The organism is Streptomyces sp. GB4-14 (assembly GCF_022696125.1).
Classification (GTDB): domain Bacteria; phylum Actinomycetota; class Actinomycetes; order Streptomycetales; family Streptomycetaceae; genus Streptomyces; species Streptomyces werraensis.
This window is the reverse complement of record NZ_RZHO01000002.1, coordinates 4,824,828-4,845,388: the sequence shown is the minus strand read 5'-3', so window position 1 is coordinate 4,845,388 and position 20,561 is coordinate 4,824,828. Positions and strand designations below refer to the sequence as shown.

Below are 20,561 nucleotides of genomic sequence, written 5' to 3'. Positions count from 1 at the left end.
CGCGACGACACAGACTTCCGCACTTCTAAGGAGCAACCGAAACCATGGCGGTTTCCGTAACCCTTCCGGCGCTCGGCGAGAGCGTCACCGAGGGCACTGTCACCCGCTGGCTGAAGGCCGAGGGCGAGCGCGTCGAGGCCGACGAGCCGCTGCTCGAGGTGTCGACCGACAAGGTCGACACCGAGATCCCGGCCCCTGCCTCCGGCGTGCTGTCCTCCATCAAGGTCGCCGAGGACGAGACGGTCGAGGTCGGCGCCGAGCTGGCCCTGATCGACGACGGCAGCGGCGCCCCCGCGGCCACCGAGGCCCCGGCCGCCGAGCAGGCCGCCCCGCCGGCCCCCGCGCCGGAGCCGCAGGCCCAGCCGTCCACCGAGCAGGCCGCCCCGGCCCCCGCCCCCACCGCCGAGGCCTCGGCCGGCGGCGGTTCGGCGCAGGGCACCGATGTCGTCCTGCCGGCGCTCGGCGAGTCCGTCACCGAGGGCACCGTCACCCGCTGGCTGAAGTCGGTGGGCGACACCGTCGAGGCCGACGAGCCGCTGCTCGAGGTGTCCACCGACAAGGTCGACACCGAGATCCCCGCCCCCGCGTCCGGCACCCTGCTGGAGATCGTGGTCGGCGAGGACGAGACCGCCGAGGTCGGCGCGAAGCTCGCCGTCATCGGTGAGGCCGGCGCCGCTCCGGCCGCCGCCCCCGCCCAGGAGGCCCCGGCCGCCCCGGCGCAGCCCGAGCCCGCCCCGGCCCCGGAGCCCACCCCGGCCCCGGCCGCCCAGGCTCCGGCCGCCCCGGCTCCGCAGCAGGCTGCCCCGGCTCCGGCTCCGCAGCAGGCCGCCCCGGCTCCGGCCCCCCAGCCGGCCGCCCCGGCGCCCGCTCCGGCTCCTGCCGCCCAGGCCACGGACGACGGCGCCTACGTGACCCCGCTGGTGCGCAAGCTCGCCGCCGAGAACGGCGTCGACCTGTCCACCGTCAAGGGCACCGGCGTCGGCGGCCGTATCCGCAAGCAGGACGTGCTCGCCGCCGCCGAGGCCGCGAAGGCCGCGGCTCCGGCCCCGGCCCCCGCCGCCGCCGCGCCCGCCGCGAAGAAGGCCCCCGCCCTGGAGGCGTCCCCGCTGCGCGGCCAGACCGTGAAGATGCCGCGGATCCGCAAGGTCATCGGCGACAACATGGTCAAGGCCCTGCACGAGCAGGCCCAGCTGTCCTCGGTCGTCGAGGTCGACGTCACCCGTCTGATGAAGCTGCGCGCCCGCGCCAAGGACGCGTTCGCGGCACGCGAGGGCGTCAAGCTCTCCCCGATGCCGTTCTTCGTCAAGGCCGCGGCCCAGGCGCTGAAGGCCCACGCGCCGATCAACGCCCGGATCAACGAGGCCGAGGGGACCATCACCTACTTCGACACCGAGAACATCGGTATCGCGGTGGACTCCGAGAAGGGCCTGATGACCCCGGTCATCAAGAACGCCGGCGACCTCAACATCGCCGGTATCGCCAAGGCCACGGCGGAGCTGGCGGGCAAGGTCCGCGGGAACAAGATCACCCCGGACGAGCTGTCCGGCGCGACCTTCACCATCTCCAACACGGGGTCGCGCGGCGCGCTCTTCGACACGATCATCGTGCCGCCGGGCCAGGTCGCGATCCTCGGCATCGGCGCCACGGTCAAGCGTCCGGCCGTCGTGGAGACCGAGGACGGTCCCGTCATCGGCATCCGCGACATGACGTACCTGACCCTCTCCTACGACCACCGTCTGGTGGACGGCGCCGACGCGGCCCGTTACCTGACGGCGGTCAAGGCGATCCTGGAGGCGGGCGAGTTCGAGGTCGAGCTCGGTCTGTGAACCGGGCGGTGACCACGGGCCGCTGATCAGGTCCCTCGGTGCCCCCGTCCGGAAGCCCTCGCGGCTTCCGGACGGGGGCACCGTCACATGGGGCGTGTAAGGCTCGTCTCACCTGGGCGAAAGCGCCCCCGCGCGCCCTACCCGGGCAGGCTCCCGGCCGTATTGTCTATTCGTCAAAGCCCCCCGGGGGCCCGCGGGCCCCGCTAAGGAGCCCGTCATGACCGCGCCCGTCGTCCACTCGCTGCGCGAACAGATCCGCGAGCACATCCTGGAAGGGATCATCAGCGGGCGCTGGAAGCCGGGCGAGCGGATCGTGGAGCGGCGCATCGCGACCGAGCTGGAGGTCAGCCAGACACCCGTGCGGGAGGCGCTGCGCGAGCTGGAGTCGCTGCGGCTGATCGAGTCGGCGCCGAACAAGGGCGTGCGGGTGCGGAACCTGACGGCCGCGGACCTGGAGGAGAGCTACCCGGTCCGGGCCGGTCTTGAGGCGATCGCCGCGGAGCTGGCGGCGGCGCGGCTGGCGGAGGACTGCTCGGCGCTCGAGCCGCATGTCGCCGCACTGTACGAGGCGGACCGGCTGTCGGACGGGACCGCGCAGGTGCGGCACACGGTGGGGTTCCACCGGGAGCTGGTGCGGGCGGCGGGGAACTCGGTGCTGCTGCACACGTGGGAAGGGCTGGGGATCGAGGTGTTCACGGCGCTGTCGATACGGTGGCTGGGGACCGTGCAGCAGTCGTACGCGGAGGAGCACGAGGAACTGGTCGCGGCCTTCCGCCGCCGGGATCCGCGTATCGCGGAACTGGTCAAGTCGCATGTGCTGGGGTGTGCGCCGCGGGCCTGAGGGAGTTCGCCCCCGCCGCCCCTTCCCGTCCCGTCCCGGGGGCTCCGCCCCCGGACCCCCTTCGCGCCCACGCGACGGAGCCGCACATGGGGCACAGCCCCGCGCCCTTGCAGGGGCGCGGGGAACTGCGCGGTCAGCCACGGATGACCCGCGGTCGCCATCTCACCGCACCCCCCGTGCTCTTCCGCGCGTCAACCCCCTCACCTGCGCTAACGCGCCGAATCGCCGTCACCGCGTGCCACTGCCGGAGGCACCCCGTGCCGACTTTCTCCGGATCAAGGGATTTTGCCCCTCAACCCTTTGATCGATCATCGATCACGGAGTTATTGTCGCCTGCGGACTTCCACCGAAGTCCACAGCCCTGTCCTGCCAAAGACCAAGGGCACCCCCGAACCCTTCTGAGGGCACCCCCTTCGACTGAGGAAGGCGGCGACATGACCGACCCCAACGCCATCCAGCCGAGCGAGCTCGACCAGCTCCCGGACCGCGACCCCGAGGAGACCGCCGAGTGGCAGGCCTCCCTGGACGCCGTGACCGCGGCGGCCGGGCCGCACCGTGCCGCGTACCTGATGCGGCGCACGCTGGAGCGTGCCGAGGGCGCCGGCGTCGCGCTGCCCAAGCTGCTCGAGACCGACTACGTCAACACCATCCCCACCGCGGCCGAGCCCGCCGTGGACGGCGACGAGGCGATGGAGCAGCGCATCACCGCCTGGAACCGGTGGAACGCGGCGGCGATGGTGACGCGCGGCAGCAAGTACGGCGTGGGCGGCCACATCGCCACCTTCGCCTCGGCCGCGTGGCTCTACGAAACCGGCTTCAACCACTTCTTCCGCGGCAAGGAGGGGGACGGCTCCGGCGACCAGCTCTACATCCAGGGCCACGCCTCCCCCGGCATCTACGCCCGCGCGTTCCTCGACGGCCGGATCAGCGAGGAGCAGCTCGACAACTTCCGCCGTGAGGCGGGCGGCAACGGCCTGCCGTCCTACCCGCACCCGCGGCGTCTGCCCTGGCTGTGGGAGTTCCCCACGGTGTCGATGGGCCTCGGCCCGATCTCCGCGATCTACCAGGCGCGCTTCAACCGCTATCTGACCAACCGCGGGATCAAGGACGTCTCCGACTCCCACGTGTGGGCGTTCCTCGGCGACGGCGAGATGGACGAGCCCGAGTCGACGACCGCGCTCACCCTGGCCGCCCGCGAGCAGCTCGACAACCTGACCTTCGTGGTCAACTGCAACCTGCAGCGCCTCGACGGCCCGGTCCGCGCCAACTTCAAGATCGTGCAGGAGCTGGAGGCCCAGTTCCGCGGCGCCGGCTGGAACGTCATCAAGACCCTGTGGGGCACGGCGTGGGACGAGCTGTTCCAGCTCGACACCACCGGCGCCCTCGTACGCCGCCTCCGCGAGGTGCCCGACGCGCAGGTGCAGACGTACCAGACGCGCGACGCCGCCTACATCCGCGAGGACTTCTTCGGCAAGGACCCGGCGCTCGTCGAGATGGCGAAGCTGCTGAGCGACGACAAGATCCTCGAGTGCTTCCACCTCTCGCGCGGCGGCCACGAGTCCCGCAAGGTCTACGCCGCCTACAAGGCCGCGCTGTCCCACAAGGGCGCGCCGACCGTGATCCTGGCGCAGACCGTCAAGGGCCACACCCTCGGTGAGGGCTTCGCCTCGAAGAACGCCAACCACCAGATGAAGAAGCTGACGGTGGACGAGTTCAAGGCGATGCGCGACCGCCTGGAGCTGCCGATCCCGGACTCGGCGTTCGTCGACGGCGTGGTGCCCTACGCGCACCCGGGCGCCGATTCCCCCGAGGTCCGCTACCTCCAGGAGCGCCGCGCCGCCCTCGGCGGCCCCGCCCCGGCCCGCCGCGTGCACCCGGTGGCGCCGCTGCCGCAGCCCGCGGACAAGGCGTTCACCGCCTTCGACAAGGGCTCCGGCTCGCAGAACGTGGCCACCACGATGGCGTTCGTCCGCCTGGTCAAGGACCTCGTCCGCGACAAGGAGACCGGCAGGCGCTGGGTGCCGATCGTCCCCGACGAGGCGCGCACCTTCGGCATGGAGAGCCTCTTCCCGTCCCTCGGCATCTACTCGCCGATGGGCCAGACGTACGAGCCGGTCGACCGCGACCAGCTGATGTACTACAAGGAAGCCAAGAACGGCCAGATCTTCAACGAGGGGATCACCGAGGCCGGCGCCATGGCCGAGTTCATCGCCGCGTCGACGTCGTACTCGACGCACGGCGAGACGATGATCCCGTTCTACATCTACTACTCGATGTTCGGCTGGCAGCGCACCGGCGACCAGATGTGGCAGCTCGGCGACCAGCTGGGCCGCGGCTTCCTGGTCGGCGCCACCGCGGGCCGCACCACGCTGACCGGTGAGGGCCTCCAGCACGCCGACGGCCACTCCCCCGTCATCGCGGCGACCAACCCGGCCGCCCTGACGTACGACCCGGCGTTCGCGTACGAGATCGCGGTCATCGTCAAGGAGGGTCTGCGCCGGATGTTCGGCGAGGCCAAGCCGGACGAGGACCAGAACGTCTTCTACTACCTGACGGTCTACAACGAGCCGCTGCCGCAGCCCGCGAAGCCGCAGACGGCGGGCGTCGACGAGGGCATCGTCAAGGGTCTGTACCGCTTCAACACGGCGGAGTCCGCGGGCCTGTCCCCCGCCGCCAACGCCCCGCGCATCCAGCTGCTGGGCTCCGGCACGGCGATCCACTGGGCGCTGAAGGCGCAGCGGCTGCTCGCCGAGGAGTGGGGTGTGTCCGCCGACGTGTGGTCCGCCACCTCGTGGACCGAGCTGCGGCGCGACGCGATGGAGGCCGACGAGGCCCTGCTGCGCGGCGAGGACCGGACGCCGTACGTACGGCAGGCGCTCCAGGGCGCCGAGGGCCCGGTGCTGGCGGTGTCCGACTACATGCGCCAGGTCCCGGACCAGATCGCGCAGTGGGTCGAGCAGGACTACACCTCGCTGGGCGCCGACGGCTTCGGTCTGTCGGACACCCGTGAGGCGGCCCGCCGCCACTTCGGCGTGGACGCCGAGTCCATCGTCGTCGCCGCCCTGGCCCAGCTCGCCCGCCGCGGCGAGGTGAAGGCCACCGCGGTGAAGGAGGCCCGGGAGAAGTACGGGCTGTAGGGCCCGAGTTGCGGGGAGGCCCCCGTCGTCACGCGTGTGCGCGTGGCGACGGGGGCCTTGTGCATGATGGGCGCATGCGTGCTGCCCGGTTGATCAAGATGGTGCTGCTGCTGCAGTCCCGGCCCTCCATGACCGCCGCCGAACTGGCCCGGGAGCTTGAGGTGTCGGAGCGTACGGTCACCCGTGACGCGCAGGCGCTGTCGGAGGCGGGCGTGCCGGTGTACGCGGACCGGGGGCGGATCGGCGGCTACCGGCTGGTCGGCGGGTACCGGACCCGGCTGACGGGGCTGGCCCGCAGCGAGGCGGAGGCGCTGTTCCTCTCCGGGGTGCCGGGCGCGCTGCGCGAGATGGGCCTGGAGGACGCTGCCTCGGCGGCCCGGCTGAAGGTGTCCGCGGCGCTGCTGCCGTCGCTGCGGGACGCCTCGCGGACGGCGGCGCAGCGGTTCCACCTGGACGCGCCGAACTGGTTCCGGGAGCCCGAGACGCCGGAGCTGCTGCCGGCCGTGGCGGACGCGGTCTGGGACGACCGGCGGATCACCGCACGCTACCGGCGCGGGTCCGGGGAGCGGCGGCACGAGGTGGAGCGGGAGCTGGAGCCGTACGGGCTCGTGCTGAAGGCGGGCGTCTGGTACCTGTGCGCGCGGGTCACGGGGCGGGACTCCTTCCGGGTGTACCGGATCGACCGGTTCACGGCGGTGGAGCCGCGCGAGGAGCGGTTCGAGCGGGCGGAGGACTTCGATCTGCCGGCGTTCTGGGAGGAGCGGGCGGAGCAGTTCGCGCGGTCGATCCTGCGCGCGGAGGTGGTGGTGCGGCTGTCGGCGGAGGGGGTGCGGAGACTGCCGTACGCGGTGGACGCGGGGGCGGTGCGGGAGGTGCTGGCGGGGGTGGCCGAACCCCGTGACGGGGAGTGGGTCACCGTGACGCTGCCGGTGGAGTCCGAGGAGGTGGCCCGGACGCAGCTGGCTTCGCTGGGGGCGGAGGTGGAGGTGCTGGAGCCGCTGTCGTTGCGGGAGTGGTTCGCCGCCGAGGCGGAGCGGCTGGTGCGGTTGTACCGGGGGTGAGGGGGTGTGGGGGTGCGTCCGGGTTTCTCGCCCCCGCCGCCCCTTCCCTTCCCGTCCCTGGGGGCTGCGCCCCCAGACCCCCCTTTTGCGCAGTTCCCCGCGCCCCTTGGGGGTGCTTGGGTCGATGCTTGTTCCGTGATGGACGAGACGGAGTTCTGGGCGTTGGTGGACGGGGCTCGGGAGGATGCCGAAGGGGATCCCGAGGAGCAGGCCGATCTGCTCGTGGAGCGGCTCGTGCTGCTGGACCCCGAGGCCGTGCTGGACTTCGCCCGTCACTTCGAGGCGCGCTACCAGCGCGCGTACCGCTGGGACCTGTGGGGGGCCGCGTGGGTGCTGCTGGACGGGGCCAGCGACGACGCCTTCGACTTCTTCCGGTGCTGGCTCATCGGCCAGGGCCGTGAGGTGTTCGAGGGCGCGCTGCACGACCCGGACGCGCTCGCCGAGCTGCTCGACGACTTCGACGAGGAGATCGACGGCGACGGGGAGGACCTGGGCTACGCGGCCGACGAGGCGTACGAGCAGCTCACCGGACTGGTGATGCCCGACCTCGGCCTCCCTCCGGCACCCGCGGAGCCGGAGGGCACACCGCTCGACTTCGAGAACGAGGCGCGGCTCGCCGCGCGCTATCCGCGGCTGTGGCAGAGGTTCCGCGGGGACTGAGCCGCGGGGCGCGGGCGCCGGGCGCCGGTCACAGGCGCCGGTGCGGGCTCTGCGCCTGCCGCAGGGGGGCCGCGTTGGCCTGCATGAGGGCGGAGGCCGTGGAGGCGGCGGGGCCGAGGACGACGGCCGCCGCGGCGCACAGGGCGGTCCAGGGGCGTCGCAGGGCGTCCGCCCAGGTGGTACTTCGGGCAGGGGTGTCTCTCATGGGCTCAGCTCTTCGTTCCGTGCGTCGTCTTCGACAGTGACGCGCTGTGTGTCGGTGCCGGTGTCCCGGCCGGGGCCGGTTCCGGCGTCGCGGCCCTGGAGGCGGGCCGCGAGGTCCCTGATCTCCGGGAGCCGCGCGTGCAGGGCGGCGCCCGGGCAGTCGGTCATGTAGCCGTCGCTGTGCCCCGCGACGGCGGGCAGGGTGGCGGTGGCGCCGGCCGCGTAGCGGCTGCCGCCGTTGCTGGAGACCAGCCGCACCTCGGAGCGCGGGTCGGTGCCGGAGGGGCCGAGCTTCCAGGCGGTCACGGCGGCGATCGAGCGCAGCATCTCGTCCGGCACCTCCACGCCCTCGGTGAAGGTGCCGAGGGCGGCGATGCCGGCGGTGCGGTGGTTGAAGCCCTGGGTGTGGGCGCCGGTGACGGGCCGGTCGGCGCCGCCGGCGCGGCCCTCGTAGACGGTGCCGCAGCGGTCGACGACGAAGTTGTAGCCGAGGTCGTCCCAGTCTCGGCCCTGGGTCTGCCCCTCGTACAGCGCCCGGATGATGCCGGGGGCGTCGGCGCAGTCGTACCCGCCCGGCGAGTCGGTGTGGTGGATGAACACGGCGACGACCTGGTCGTCGTAGCGCGGCGGGGGCTGGTCGCGGGCCGCGTCGCCGAGCCATGCCGAGCGCGGCACGATGTCCGGCCGGGGGGCGTGGAAGGCGGGCGCGGGGCGGGCGGCGGCCTGGGCGTCGGAGGACTCGGCGGCCCGTTCGACGCCGTAGGCGCTCAGCACCAGCGCGACGGCCGCGGCCGCGCCCGGCACGAAGCCGAGGGGCACGGTGACCGTTCTCGGCAGCCGCGTGGAGCCGGGCCGGCCGGGTATCCGGGCCGGGCGGGGCTTCCGCGCGCCGCGCGGTCTCCTGGGGACACGCATGGTCCCACTGTGGGGCGGGCCACAGCGGGACGCGACGTCTGCTCCGCCAGTCGGTGGACGGCCGGTGGAACCATCGTCCGGGTGCATGACGTTTCCCCCAGTGCACGCGCGCCTCGCGGGCTGCTTTCCCGCGTCCGGCGGGCGTGTGGCTGATCACGTGGCCCCCGGGCCCCGTACTGAGGGTCGTGGTCCGAAGAGAAAGGCGGCGTGCGTGGATCTGCTCGACATCCTGCTGATGCTGGTCGTCCTGGCCTATGCGGCGTCCGGTTACCGGCGCGGACTGGTCGCCGGCTGTGTGTCCCTGGCCGGTTTCGTGGGCGGCGCGGTCGTCGGCGTGTGGATCCTGCCGTGGGTGATGGACCTGGTGACGCCGGGGACCACGCGGGCGACGGTGACCGCGGTGTTCACGGTGCTGCTGCCGGCCGTCGTGGGGCACGAGCTGGCGGGGCGGCTGGGGCTGCGGCTGCGCCGGGAGCTGGACCGGGGCCCGCTGAGGGTGGCGGACGGGGTCGGCGGGGCCGCGGCGAACGCGGTGGCGGTGCTGATCGTGGCGTGGGTGGCGGCGAGCGTGCTGGGCGCGTCCTCGTCGCCGCTGGTGACGTCGGCGATCCGGGACTCACGGCTGCTGGGCGCGGTGCAGGACGCCATGCCGGACACCACGCCGGCCTGGTTCTCGCGGGCGACGTCGGCGCTGACCGAGGCGGGATTCCCACAGGTGTTCAACCCGTTCGAGAACGAGTCGACCGCCGATGTCGCCGCGCCGACCGGGGACAACGTGACGGCGGCCGCCACCCGCGCCGCGCAGCGCGGCACGGTGAAGGTCGAGGGTGTGGCGGGCACGCAGGGCCGCGAGGGCAGCGGCTTCGTGTACGCGCGGGAGCACGTGATGACCAACGCGCACGTGGTGGCGGGCATCGACGAGCCGACCGTGCGGGTGGGCGGCGTCGGGCAGGCGTACGAGGCGCGGGTGGTGCTGTTCGACGCGCAGACCGACGTGGCCGTGCTGTACGTGCCGGATCTGACGGCGCCGGTGCTGGCCTTCGACGACGACGCGGAGCGGGGCGCTGCGGCGGTGGTGGCGGGCTATCCGCAGGACGGCGACCTGAACCTGCAGGCGGCGACGGTCGCGGCGCGGGTGCAGGCGCTCGGGCAGAACATCTACAACGACGCGCCGGTCACCCGGGAGATCTACTCGATCCGCTCCACGGTCCGCCCGGGCAACTCGGGCGGACCGCTGCTGACCACCGACGGGCGGGTGTACGGCGTGGTGTTCGCGCGCTCCACGTCGGACGCGGAGACGGGGTACGTGCTGACGGCGGACGAGGTGGCCGACGAGGCCGCGCGGGCGGCGACGGCGACCACGCCGGTGGACACGGGGCAGCCGGTGATCTCGTAGGGGCGGGCCGCCGTCACAGGAGGCTCCGGCCCATCAGGACGTCGTCGACGTAGCGGCCGTCCAGGTGGAACTCGCCCGGCAGGACGCCCTCCACGACGAAGCCCTCGGACGCGTAGAGCGTGCGGGCGACGGTGTTGGGGCCGAGGACGCGCAGGGTGATACGGCGGGCTCCCCGGCGGCGGGCCTCCTCGACGGCGGCCCGCACCAGGGCGCGGCCGGTTCCCTTGCCGCGTGCCTCCTCGGCGACGGCGAGGCCGCGGATCTGCAGGACGTGCGCGTTGGTCGGCATTCCGGTGGGGTGGCCGAGGCGGACGTAGCCCACGACCCGTCCGTCGTGCTCGGCGACGAGATGGGCGTCCGGGCCGCAGGTCGGGTGGAAGAAGGGTTCGTCGGGTCCGGGCGGCTCGGGCCGGACCTCGTGCAGCGGCGACCAGGTCTCGCGGTCCAGGCGGGCCAGGGCGGCCTCGTCGTCGGGGCGGGCGGGACGTATGAGGGGTTCCGGCATACGCGTCACTCTAGGACTCCAGGTGCGCTCCTCACCGTGAATATCGCCGTGACCCGGGCAGGATGGACGCCATGGAACATGCGCGGATCGCGGTGGCCGGGGCGTCCGGACTGATCGGCTCCGCCCTGGTGCGGTCACTGGCGGCGGACGGGCACACGGTGCTGCGGCTGGTGCGCCGGGAGCCCCGGTCGGCGGACGAGGTCCGCTGGGACCCCGCCCGCGGGACGGTGGACGCGGCGGGGCTCGCCGGGTGCGACGCGGTGGTGAACCTGGCGGGCGCCGGAGTCGGCGACCGGCGCTGGACGGACGCGTACAAGGAGCTGATCCGCTCCAGCCGGGTGCGGGGCACGACCGCGCTCGCCGAGGCGGTCGCCGGGCTGCCCGAGGACGCCCGGCCGCGGGTGTTCCTGAACGGCAGCGCGATCGGCTACTACGGCGAGACCGGCGACCGTGCGGTGGACGAGAACGCGCCCGCGGGCGAGGGGTTCCTGCCGGAGGTCTGCGTGGCGTGGGAGGCCGCCGCGGCGCCGGCCCGGGAGGCGGGCGTGCGGACGGTGTTCGCGCGCACCGGGCTCGTGGTGGCGCCCGGTGGCGGCGCGTGGGGGCGGCTGTTCCCGCTGTTCCGGGCCGGTCTGGGCGGGCGGCTCGGGGACGGGCGGCAGTACTGGTCGTACATCGCGCTGCACGACGAGGTGGCGGCGCTGCGGCATCTCCTGGACACCGAGGGGCTGTCGGGGCCGTTCAACCTGACGGCGCCCGAACCGCTGACGAACCGTGAGATCACCGCCGCGATGGCGCGCGTGCTGCGCCGGCCCGCCGTGTTCGCGGTGCCCGCGCCGGTGCTGCGGACGGTGCTCGGCGAGATGGCGGGGGACGTGCTGGGCAGCGCGCGGGTGCTGCCGGCGCGGCTGCTGGAGTCGGGGTTCCGGTTCGCCTTCCCGCGGATCGAGGGGGCGATCAGGGCGGCGCTGTAGGGGGCGGCGGGCAGGAGCGGCGGGCGACCTCTTCTGACCCCTCTGCGACCGCGTCCTGTCCGTCGGGGCGCGTATGCGACCGTCGTGCGCCCGTGCACTGTGCGTGCGCGCCTGACCCGGGGGCAGAGCACGGACCTAACCTCGAGCCGAACTCGGGTATCCCTGGGGCCTGTTGAGGGCATGACGTCTCCAGCGCCCGCGCAACCTCGAGGAGGGGCACGTGCTAGAGCCCACGTACCAGGCGGACGTCGTCGTCGTGGGAGCCGGTGTGGCCGGACTCTCCGCGGCACGTCGACTGACCAGCGCAGGAGTCTCCACCGTGGTCCTGGAGGCCGCCCATGAGGTGGGGGGCCGCATGGCGACCGAGAAGGTCGACGGCTTCCGTCTCGACAGACTCGGCCGGCTGCTGTCCACGGCATGCGCCGAACTGCACGTCACCCCGGGGCTGGAGGACCTGGTGCTGCGGCCGTTCGCGCCCGGTGTCCTGCTGCACAGCGACGGGCGACATCATCGCGCCGGCGTGCAGCCGGGCAACCGGCGCGCCCGTGGCGCACGGAGCGCGAGGGGCGCACTTCACGCGGTGCGTGCCCTGGCGAGCGCCCCTCTGCCGGGGCCTCGCAGGCCGGCCGCGGTGCCCGGACGGCAGGTGTCCCTGCCCCGCCACCGGGTGGGCGCCCCCTTGGGCACGGCGCTGGACCAGGCGCGGCTGGGCGCCGCGCTGAACCGGCTGGCGGGCACGTCGGTGGAGCGGCTGCTGGCCCGCCCGGAGACGACCGCCGCCGAGGCGCTGCACGGCCGGGGGCTGCCCGCCCGCACCGTCGACGGCTTCCTGCGCCCGCTGCTCGCCGCCCTGTTGTGCGATCCCGAGCTCACCACGTCCAGCAGGCCGGCGGACCTCGCGCTGCGGGACTTCGCGAGCGGGCGGCTGTGTCTGCCGGAGGGCGGGGCGGAGGCGCTGCCGCAGTTGCTGGCGCGGTCGCTGCCGCCGGGCACGGTGCGCACGGGCGTACGGGTCACCTCGGTCTCGACGACCTCGGTGACCACCGCGGAGCACGGGGAGCTGCGGTGCGCGGCCGTGCTGGTCGCGACCGGCGCGCGGGACGCGGCGGAGCTGCTGCCGGGGCTGCGGGTGCCGGACTTCCACCCGGTCACGGTGGTGCACCACACCACCGACGAATCGCCGGCCACGGACGCCTCCCTGCTGCTGGACGCGGACCGGGGCGGGCCGGTGGCGCACACCGCGGTCGTCAGCGCGGTCGACCCGTCCCGCGCACCGGCCGGCCGCACGCTGGTGACCTCCACGGTCCTCGGCCCGGCCACGGCGGACACCGACACGGCCGTGCGGGCGCACCTGGCGCGGCTGTACGGGGTGCCGACGACGCGCTGGGAGACGCTGGCGGTACGGCACACCGCCGACGCGGTCCCCGCGATGCGTCCCCCGCACGACCTGCGCCGTCCGGTGCGGCTCCTGGCCGGCCTGTACGTCTGCGGCGACCACCGCGACAGCGGCGCGGTCCAGGGCGCCCTCCGCTCCGCCGACCGGGCGGCCACGGCCCTCCTGACCGACCTGGGAGTGGGCCGCCCGATGCACACGGCCGACCCCGTCCCCACAGCCCGAGCGGCCTGACCCCACAGACCGGCGCCCGCCGACGGTGAACACACCCTCGGCGGGTGCCTTCCACACGCCCCACTCGGGCGGCACCTCCACAGCGCGGCGCGGGCGGTCCGTGGCTGAGCGCGCGGTTCCCCGCGCCCCTGAGGGGCGCTACCGGCACCTCGTCAGTGCCGAGGTGCGCGACACCCCGTCACGCGAACGTGGTCGCCACCTTGTCCCGGTACGTACGGACCGGCCCCGCGTCCCGGTACGGCTCCAGCCGCCGCTCGAAGTCCCGCACGTACTCCACCGCCCGCACCGACCGCATCTCCGCCGCCTGCGCGGCAGCCTCCGCCGCCAGCTGGCACGCCTGGTCCAGCTCCCCCAGTCCGAGCCGCGCGGTGGCGAGGACGACCCGGCAGAACAGCCGACTGCGCGCATAGCCCGGCGCCCGCAACTGCAGCGACCGCTCCGCGTGCTGAGCCGCCGCCCGGAACTGCTGCAGATCCCGGTGGCAGTGCCCGAACTCGTCGGCCAGCTGGGCTTCGTCGAAGAACCGCGCCCAGTGCGGCACCTCGTCCCCGGGCCGCGCCGCGTCCAGCGCGCGTTCCGCGCGGACCAGCGCGGCCGTGCAGGCCCGCACCTCCCCGAGCACCCCGTGCCCGCGCGCCTCGGCGGCGTGCAGCAGGGCCTGGACGGCGGGCGGGGCCGAGCTTCCCATGCCCTGCTGGGCGACCCGGGCGAGCTGCACGGCCTCCCGCCCGTGGCCGAGGTAGACGGCCTGGCGGCTCATGGTGACCAGCACGTACGCCCCGTAGGCCCGGTCGCCTGCCGCCTGCGACAGCCGCAGGGCCTGGACGAAGTACCGCTGGGCGAGCCCGTGCGCGGCGATGTCGTACGAGGTCCAGCCGGCCAGCCGGGTCAGGTCGGCCGCGGCGGCGAACAGCCGGCGGCCCATCTGCTCGCCGTAGGTGCCCCGCAGCATCGGCTCCAGCTCGTGCTCCAGGTAGCGCACGAGGGCCTGGCGGGCGTGCCCGCCACCGTAGGCGTCGTCCAGGGTGCGGAACAGCTCGCCGACGGAGCGCAGCGCGGCGATGTCGCCGCCGGTGACCCGGTAACCGGGCGCGCGGTCCGCCGCCCCGCGCCGGCGGGCGGCGATCTCGGCGGGCGTCACGGGCCGCACCGGCGGGCGGCCCTGGGCGGGCACCCGGACCGGCTCGGCGCGGGCGACCTTCTCGTCGGGCCGTCCGATGAGCCAGTCCCGGCTGGGCACCACGAGACCCGCCGAGGTGAACGCGATCTTCCGCAGCTCGGCGTGGCTGCCGGAGTCCTTGCGCCACAGCCCGCTGACGATGTCGACGGCCTCCTCGGGGGTGGCCGCGAACTCCAGCCCCGCGTAGACCGGCGCGCAGGCGTCCAGTCCGAGGTCCTGGGCGGTGAGCCGACGCCCGAGGCGCCGGGTGAAGACCTCGGCGATGAGCGCCGGGGTCGTCCCGCGCGGCTGCTGTCCGCGCAGCCAGCGGGTGACCGAGGTCTTGTCGTATCTCAGGTCGAGCCCGTGTTCGAGACCGAGCTGGTCCACGCGACGGGCGAGTCCCGCGTTGGAGAACCCCGCTTCTGCGATGAGCGCGGCGAGCTGTCGGTTGGGGGTGCGCTGCGCGGGTCGTTCCGTCATCTGCGGTGCGGTCTCCTGCCTTCCGGCTGTTCGTCTGTCGGATTGCCTGTGAGCAGCCCTTATGGACTCGCGGTCGGCGCGAATGTAGCGGAGAGTGAGCACCCGATCGCAGAGATCAACGGGCATTCATCCGATCGTGTGAGGATTGGTCCGAAGCTGACGACTGGGGGCGGACAGCACTGGCGACGGCCGACAGCCGGAGGTCCGTCGAACGGTCGTACAGTGGCGTGGGCGCGTTTCGCGCCTGACGACCTTCGAGGGAGGCGTTTGCCGTGGGTGAGTTGCGGTTCGTCCGGATGGGCTTCGGCGACGAGGCGGTGGACTACCAGGTGGCCTGGGACGAACAGCGCCGGGTGCACGCCGCGCGGTTCGCCGACGAGGTGCCCGACACCGTGATCCTGCTGGAGCACCCGCCCGTCTACACCGCCGGGCGGCGCACCGAGGACAGCGAGCGGCCCCTCGACGGCACCCCCGTCATCGACGTGGACCGCGGCGGCAAGATCACCTGGCACGGTCCCGGCCAGCTGGTGGGCTATCCCATCCAGAAGCTGCCCCGCCCGGTGGACGTGGTCGCGCACGTCCGCCGCCTGGAGGAGGCCCTGATCCGCACCTGCGCGGAGTTCGGCCTGGAGACCACCCGGGTCGAGGGCCGCAGCGGCGTGTGGGTGCTGGGCGACCCGGTCGAGCAGCGCCCCTCCCTCGGAGGGCTTTCCCTGGACTTCGACCCGCGGCTGCACGACGAGGAGTTCGACCCCCGGCTCAACGGCCCGGAGTACGCCCCCTCCAACGCCGGCCAGCGCCGCGAGGACCGCAAGATCGCCGCCATCGGCATCCGGGTCGCCAAGGGCGTCACCATGCACGGCTTCGCGCTGAACGTGAATCCCGACAACAAGTGGTTCGACAGGATCATCCCGTGCGGCATCCGGGACGCGGGCGTCGCCTCCCTGGCGAACGAGCTGGGACGCGACGTCACGATCGAGGAGGTGCTGCCCGTCGTGGAGCGCCACCTGAAGGACGTGCTGGAGAACGCCGACCTGAGGCCGCGCGTGGTCGAGAAGGCCCCGGCGGCCGTCACCGCGTCCGGCGTCTGAGGGCCGTCCGGGCTTTCACATCCACGGGCGTACGCTTGACGACGCCGAAGAATCAATCGCTAGGAGCCGGTCGTGTCCGCAGTCGCACCCGACGGACGCAAGATGCTGCGCCTGGAGGTCCGCAACAGCCAGACCCCCATCGAGCGCAAGCCCGAGTGGATCAAGACCCGGGCGAAAATGGGCCCCGAGTACTCCAAGATGCAGAACCTGGTCAAGAGCGAGGGTCTGCACACCGTCTGCCAGGAAGCCGGCTGCCCCAACATCTACGAGTGCTGGGAGGACCGCGAGGCGACCTTCCTCATCGGCGGCGACCAGTGCACCCGGCGCTGCGACTTCTGCCAGATCGACACGGGCAAGCCCGAGGCCCTGGACCGGGACGAGCCGCGCCGCGTCGGCGAGTCGGTCGTCACGATGGACCTGAACTACGCCACGATCACCGGCGTCGCCCGCGACGACCTGGAGGACGGCGGCGCCTGGCTGTACGCGGAGACCGTGCGCCAGATCCACGCGCAGACCGCCGACCGCGCCGAGGGCCGCACCAAGGTCGAGCTGCTGGCCCCGGACTTCAACGCCGTCCCCGAGCAGCTCGCGGAGGTCTTCTCCTCCCGCCCCGAGGTGTTCGCGCACAACGTGGAGACGGTCCCCCGGATCTTCAAGCGGATCCGCCCCGGCTTCCGCTACGAGCGCTCCCTGAAGGTCATCACCGAGGCCCGTGACTTCGGCCTGGTCACCAAGTCCAACCTGATCCTCGGCATGGGCGAGACCCGCGAGGAGGTCAGCGAAACGCTGAAGCAGCTGCACGACGCGGGCTGCGAGCTGGTCACCATCACCCAGTACCTGCGTCCCTCCGTGCGCCATCACCCCGTGGAGCGCTGGGTGAAGCCGCAGGAGTTCGTGGAGCTGAAGGAGGAGGCCGAGCAGATCGGCTTCTCCGGTGTGATGTCCGGGCCGCTGGTCCGCTCCTCGTACCGCGCCGGCCGCCTGTACCGGATGGCGGTCGAGAAGCGCGGCGCCTTCGTCGCCTCCCAGGCGGTCTGAGCACGGCGACGGCGGGGCCGCGCGGGGCCTTCCCCCGCGGGGCCTCCCCCCGCGGTCCCGAGGGGCCTGCCCGCACGCCCGCGGGCCTGCCCCGATGTGCCGCCGCCACGCTGTGAATTCACACACAAGGCCCTACCGGCGGGTAGTGGCCGAGAGAACGCGGTCCCGGCCGTCCTCCCAGTTGAGGGCACAGGCCGGGGCCGCGTCGGCGTTCGGGACCCCGGCGCGAAGGCTTCATGCCTGTTTGACCGGTCGGTCACGCCCTGGTAACACCAGGCAGTGACCCTGGTATCACCGCACGCCACCATTGCCCGCCGGCATCGAGGGAGACCGTCACCATGCAGGCCGCGCCCGTCCGCGCCACCGCCATCCCGTCCCTCACCACCGCTCTGCGCGCCGTCGAGTCGCTGCTGATGAGCAGCGGCCAGCGCACCGCACGGCGCAACGCCTGGACGTCCGTGCTGGAGGACCGCCGCCGCGCCAAGGACCGGGTCGAGGCGCAGCGCGTCCTCGACCAGAGCCTGATCGCCCGCCCCTGAACCAGGCCGGTCCGGCCGGTCCGGGCCGACCCCGGCACTGCCGTCGAACGCGCTCCGGGGGACACGTAGACTTCATGCCATGGCGAGGAAGGAAACCGCAGCGGACGCTGCGAACCCCGGGCGACTGAAGCAGATCGCCCTGACCTACAAGATGACCCGCAGGGCCGACAAGAAGATCGGTCTTGTACTCGCGGCTGTCGGAATCGTCACCTTCGGTGTCTTCCTCGCGATCGGTTTGTTGATCGGGCACCCCATCTATCTCGGCCTCCTGGGCTTCCTGCTCGCCTTCCTCGCGACGGCGATCGTGTTCGGCCGCCGTGCCGAACGGGCGGCCTTCGGACAGATGGAGGGACAGCCGGGCGCCGCCGCGGCCGTGCTCGACAACATCGGCCGAGGCTGGACGACGACCCCGGCGGTCGCGATGAACCGCAACCAGGACGTGGTGCACCGCGCGGTCGGCAAGGCCGGCATCGTGCTGGTCGCCGAGGGCAACCCGAACCGGGTGAAGAGCCTGCTGGCCGCCGAGAAGAAGCGGATGAACCGCATCGTCGCGGACGTGCCCGTGCACGACCTGATCGTGGGCACCGGCGAGGGCCAGGTGGAGCTGAAGAAGCTCCGCACCACCATGCTGAAGCTGCCGCGCGTCCTCACCGGCCCGCAGGTCACCGCGACCAACGACCGGCTGCGCGCGCTGGGCGACCTGATGAGCAACATGCCGCTGCCGAAGGGGCCGATGCCGAAGGGCATGAAGCTGCCGAAGGGCGGCGGTCAGCGGGGCCGCTGAGTCCCGCGGGACATGACACGACGAGGACGGGGCGCCGGAATGTGGATTCCGGCGCCCCGTCCTCGTCGTGTGCGGTCGTGCGCGGGCCGGGTCAGAAGCGGATCTCGACCGTGCGGGCCAGCCGGTCGTGCAGGCCGCGGCCGTCGCGGTCCCAGACGAGCGCGGGGATCGCGAGGCACAGCAGCACCGAGCGCAGCAGGCCGCGCAGCGGCTGGACCCGGCCGGTGTCCAGGGCGACCACGCGCAGTCCGAAGAGGCGCTTGCCGGGCGTGAAGCCGACGGTGCCGACGGTGAGCACGCTCAGCACCAGGAACACCAGCAGCGCCCAGTTGCCGGTGCGGGCGTCGTAGCCGTCGGTGAGCAGGCCGTATGCGATCAGGAGGCACAGGCCCCAGTCCACGGCGAGGGCGCCGATCCTGCGGCCGGGGCGTGCGATCGACCCCGGTCCCTGTTCCGGCAGCCCCAGCTGCTCGCCCCGGTAACCGAAGTCGGCACCGGCCTCCTCCATGGCCGCGCGCGGGCCGGACAGCCATGATCCGATTGCTTGCCTGTTGTCCACCCGTCCACGGTACTGCGGCCGGATATGACCGGGAGACGGCGGGGTGCGCCGGAGCTACCGTGGAAGAGGCGCCGGTTAACTTGTGCGAAACAAACGGGTCACGCCCGAGAAATGACCCGTCCCTAGGGTCGGATGCAGCGTGTGCCCCCCGCACTGGCCGCACGAACGATCTACCACCCCGGCGGGACGGTCGGGAGTAGGAGGAGCTGGATGTTCCAGAACGCCGACGAGGCCAAGAAGTTCATCGCGGACGAGGACGTCAAGTTCATCGACGTCCGCTTCTGCGACCTGCCGGGCGTGATGCAGCACTTCACGATCCCGGCGTCGGCCTTCGACCCGGCCGAGGAGCTGGCCTTCGACGGCTCCTCGATCCGCGGCTTCCAGGCCATCCACGAGTCCGACATGGCGCTGCTGCCCGACCTGTCCACCGCGCGGGTCGACCCCTTCCGCCGTGACAAGACGGTCAACATCAACTTCTTCATCCACGACCCGATCACGGGCGAGCAGTACTCCCGTGACCCGCGCAACGTGGCGAAGAAGGCCGAGGCGTACCTCGCCTCCACCGGCATCGCCGACACCGCGTTCTTCGGCCCCGAGGCCGAGTTCTACGTGTTCGACAGCGTGCGCTTCAAGACCTCGGAGAACGAGTCCTTCTACCACATCGACTCCGAGGCGGGCGCCTGGAACACCGGTGCGCTGGAGGACAACCGCGGTTACAAGGTCCGCTACAAGGGCGGCTACTTCCCGGTCCCGCCGGTCGACCACTTCGCCGACCTGCGCGCCGAGATCTCCCTGGAGCTGGAGAAGGCGGGCCTGCAGGTCGAGCGCCAGCACCACGAGGTGGGCACCGCCGGCCAGGCGGAGATCAACTACAAGTTCAACACGCTGCTCGCGGCCGCCGACGACCTGCAGCTCTTCAAGTACATCGTGAAGAACGTCGCCTGGCGCAACGGCAAGACCGCGACCTTCATGCCGAAGCCGATCTTCGGTGACAACGGCTCGGGCATGCACGTCCACCAGTCGCTGTGGGCGGGCGGCGAGCCGCTCTTCTACGACGAGCAGGGCTACGCCGGCCTGTCGGACACCGCCCGCTACTACATCGGCGGCATCCTCAAGCACGCGCCGTCGCTGCTGGCCTTCACCAACCCGACCGTGAACTCGTACCACCGTCTGGTGCCGGGCTTCGAGGCGCCGATCAACCTGGTGTACTCGCAGCGCAACCGCTCCGCCGCGATGCGCATCCCGATCACCGGTTCGAACCCGAAGGCCAAGCGCGTGGAGTTCCGCGCCCCGGACTCCTCCGGCAACCCGTACCTGGCCTTCTCGGCGCTGCTGCTGGCCGGCCTGGACGGCATCAAGAACAAGATCGAGCCGGCCGAGCCGATCGACAAGGACCTCTACGAGCTGGCTCCCGAGGAGCACGCCAACGTGGCCCAGGTCCCGACCTCCCTCGGCGCCGTGCTGGACCGCCTCGAGGCCGACCACGAGTTCCTCCTCCAGGGCGACGTCTTCACGCCGGACCTGATCGAGACGTGGATCGACTACAAGCGCCAGAACGAGATCGCGCCGCTGCAGCTGCGTCCGCACCCGCACGAGTTCGAGCTCTACTTCGACGTGTGACCGGACTCCCGCGCGTCCGACGCGTCGGTTCTCGCGCCGCCCCCGTCCCTGGTCCGTCCAGGGGCGGGGGCGGTGGCGTTGGCCGGAAAGCTTCCCTCCGGGCGGGTGGGGAGGGATCCTGAGGGTGACACGGTTGTTCGAG

General features: G+C 72.9%; 18 protein-coding genes. 13 read left to right on the top strand and 5 right to left on the bottom strand.

Features of this window, described 5'->3' with window-relative positions; all coding sequences use genetic code 11:
- The first annotated feature begins 44 nt into the window (after positions 1-44).
- The 5 genes from sucB to ELQ39_RS23355 all read left to right on the top strand — a co-directional run bounded on the left by sucB (position 45) and on the right by ELQ39_RS23355 (position 7,525).
- The gene (gene sucB / locus ELQ39_RS23375; RefSeq protein WP_242593797.1) at positions 45-1,826 is read left to right on the top strand and encodes a 2-oxoglutarate dehydrogenase, E2 component, dihydrolipoamide succinyltransferase; all 1,782 of its coding nucleotides are present in this window, start codon (positions 45-47) and stop codon (positions 1,824-1,826) included.
- A 217-nt stretch (positions 1,827-2,043) separates the two neighbouring features.
- Complete coding sequence (locus tag ELQ39_RS23370) at positions 2,044-2,667, top strand: GntR family transcriptional regulator (protein ID WP_225626688.1); 624 nt, start codon at positions 2,044-2,046, stop codon at positions 2,665-2,667.
- A 434-nt stretch (positions 2,668-3,101) separates the two neighbouring features.
- Positions 3,102-5,804, top strand: coding sequence for a pyruvate dehydrogenase (acetyl-transferring), homodimeric type (gene aceE, locus ELQ39_RS23365; RefSeq protein ID WP_190000278.1), 2,703 nt, complete (start codon positions 3,102-3,104; stop codon positions 5,802-5,804).
- A 74-nt stretch (positions 5,805-5,878) separates the two neighbouring features.
- Positions 5,879-6,865 carry a helix-turn-helix transcriptional regulator gene (locus ELQ39_RS23360; protein ID WP_242593795.1) on the top strand — a complete coding sequence of 329 codons (987 nt, stop codon included), beginning with the start codon at positions 5,879-5,881 and terminating at the stop codon, positions 6,863-6,865.
- 138 nt (positions 6,866-7,003) lie between these two features.
- Complete coding sequence (locus tag ELQ39_RS23355) at positions 7,004-7,525, top strand: DUF4240 domain-containing protein (protein ID WP_190000933.1); 522 nt, start codon at positions 7,004-7,006, stop codon at positions 7,523-7,525.
- A 28-nt stretch (positions 7,526-7,553) separates the two neighbouring features.
- Here the strand turns inward: ELQ39_RS23355 and ELQ39_RS23350 are convergent, their stop codons facing one another.
- Complete coding sequence (locus ELQ39_RS23350) at positions 7,554-7,730, bottom strand: hypothetical protein (RefSeq protein ID WP_190000280.1); 177 nt, start codon at positions 7,728-7,730, stop codon at positions 7,554-7,556.
- Positions 7,727-8,548 (bottom strand): peptidoglycan recognition protein family protein, encoded by an 822-nt coding sequence (locus ELQ39_RS23345; RefSeq protein ID WP_242595649.1) that lies wholly within the window; start codon positions 8,546-8,548, stop codon positions 7,727-7,729. Before ELQ39_RS23345 ends, ELQ39_RS23350 begins: the two co-directional genes overlap by 4 nt.
- A gap of 307 nt (positions 8,549-8,855) precedes the next feature.
- On the opposite strand from ELQ39_RS23345, the gene ELQ39_RS23340 reads away from it, so the two are divergent.
- Entirely contained in the window at positions 8,856-10,040 is a 1,185-nt protein-coding gene (locus ELQ39_RS23340) for a MarP family serine protease (protein ID WP_225642294.1), read from the top strand.
- A gap of 13 nt (positions 10,041-10,053) precedes the next feature.
- On the opposite strand, the gene ELQ39_RS23335 is transcribed toward ELQ39_RS23340, so the two are convergent.
- Positions 10,054-10,545 carry a GNAT family N-acetyltransferase gene (locus ELQ39_RS23335; RefSeq protein ID WP_242593793.1) on the bottom strand — a complete coding sequence of 164 codons (492 nt, stop codon included), beginning with the start codon at positions 10,543-10,545 and terminating at the stop codon, positions 10,054-10,056.
- A gap of 71 nt (positions 10,546-10,616) precedes the next feature.
- Here ELQ39_RS23335 and ELQ39_RS23330 point away from each other — a divergent pair, with 71 nt between their 5' ends.
- Complete coding sequence (locus tag ELQ39_RS23330) at positions 10,617-11,519, top strand: TIGR01777 family oxidoreductase (protein ID WP_242593791.1); 903 nt, start codon at positions 10,617-10,619, stop codon at positions 11,517-11,519.
- Positions 11,520-11,739: 220 nt separating this feature from the next.
- Positions 11,740-13,146 carry an NAD(P)/FAD-dependent oxidoreductase gene (locus ELQ39_RS23325; RefSeq protein ID WP_242593789.1) on the top strand — a complete coding sequence of 469 codons (1,407 nt, stop codon included), beginning with the start codon at positions 11,740-11,742 and terminating at the stop codon, positions 13,144-13,146.
- A 178-nt stretch (positions 13,147-13,324) separates the two neighbouring features.
- On the opposite strand, the gene ELQ39_RS23320 is transcribed toward ELQ39_RS23325, so the two are convergent.
- On the bottom strand, positions 13,325-14,788 hold the full coding sequence (locus ELQ39_RS23320; RefSeq protein ID WP_242593787.1) for a regulator: 1,464 nt from the start codon (positions 14,786-14,788) through the stop codon (positions 13,325-13,327).
- Between the two features lie 272 nt (positions 14,789-15,060).
- Between ELQ39_RS23320 and lipB the strand changes: the two genes are divergently transcribed.
- The 4 genes from lipB (at position 15,061) to ELQ39_RS23300 (ending at position 18,240) form a co-directional block, all read left to right on the top strand.
- Entirely contained in the window at positions 15,061-15,879 is an 819-nt protein-coding gene (lipB, locus tag ELQ39_RS23315; RefSeq protein WP_242593785.1) for a lipoyl(octanoyl) transferase LipB, read from the top strand.
- 72 nt (positions 15,880-15,951) lie between these two features.
- Entirely contained in the window at positions 15,952-16,917 is a 966-nt protein-coding gene (gene lipA, locus ELQ39_RS23310; RefSeq protein ID WP_242593783.1) for a lipoyl synthase, read from the top strand.
- Between the two features lie 338 nt (positions 16,918-17,255).
- Positions 17,256-17,456, top strand: a complete 201-nt coding sequence (locus ELQ39_RS23305; protein ID WP_242593781.1) for an SCO2195 family GlnR-regulated protein — start codon at positions 17,256-17,258, stop codon at positions 17,454-17,456.
- 79 nt (positions 17,457-17,535) lie between these two features.
- Entirely contained in the window at positions 17,536-18,240 is a 705-nt protein-coding gene (locus tag ELQ39_RS23300) for a DUF4191 domain-containing protein (protein ID WP_242593779.1), read from the top strand.
- A gap of 91 nt (positions 18,241-18,331) precedes the next feature.
- Here ELQ39_RS23300 and ELQ39_RS23295 read toward each other — a convergent pair whose 3' ends face one another.
- On the bottom strand, positions 18,332-18,799 hold the full coding sequence (locus ELQ39_RS23295; RefSeq protein ID WP_225626693.1) for an RDD family protein: 468 nt from the start codon (positions 18,797-18,799) through the stop codon (positions 18,332-18,334).
- A gap of 210 nt (positions 18,800-19,009) precedes the next feature.
- Between ELQ39_RS23295 and glnA the strand changes: the two genes are divergently transcribed.
- Positions 19,010-20,419 carry a type I glutamate--ammonia ligase gene (glnA, locus tag ELQ39_RS23290; RefSeq protein WP_190000290.1) on the top strand — a complete coding sequence of 470 codons (1,410 nt, stop codon included), beginning with the start codon at positions 19,010-19,012 and terminating at the stop codon, positions 20,417-20,419.
- The last annotated feature ends 142 nt before the right edge of the window (positions 20,420-20,561 follow it).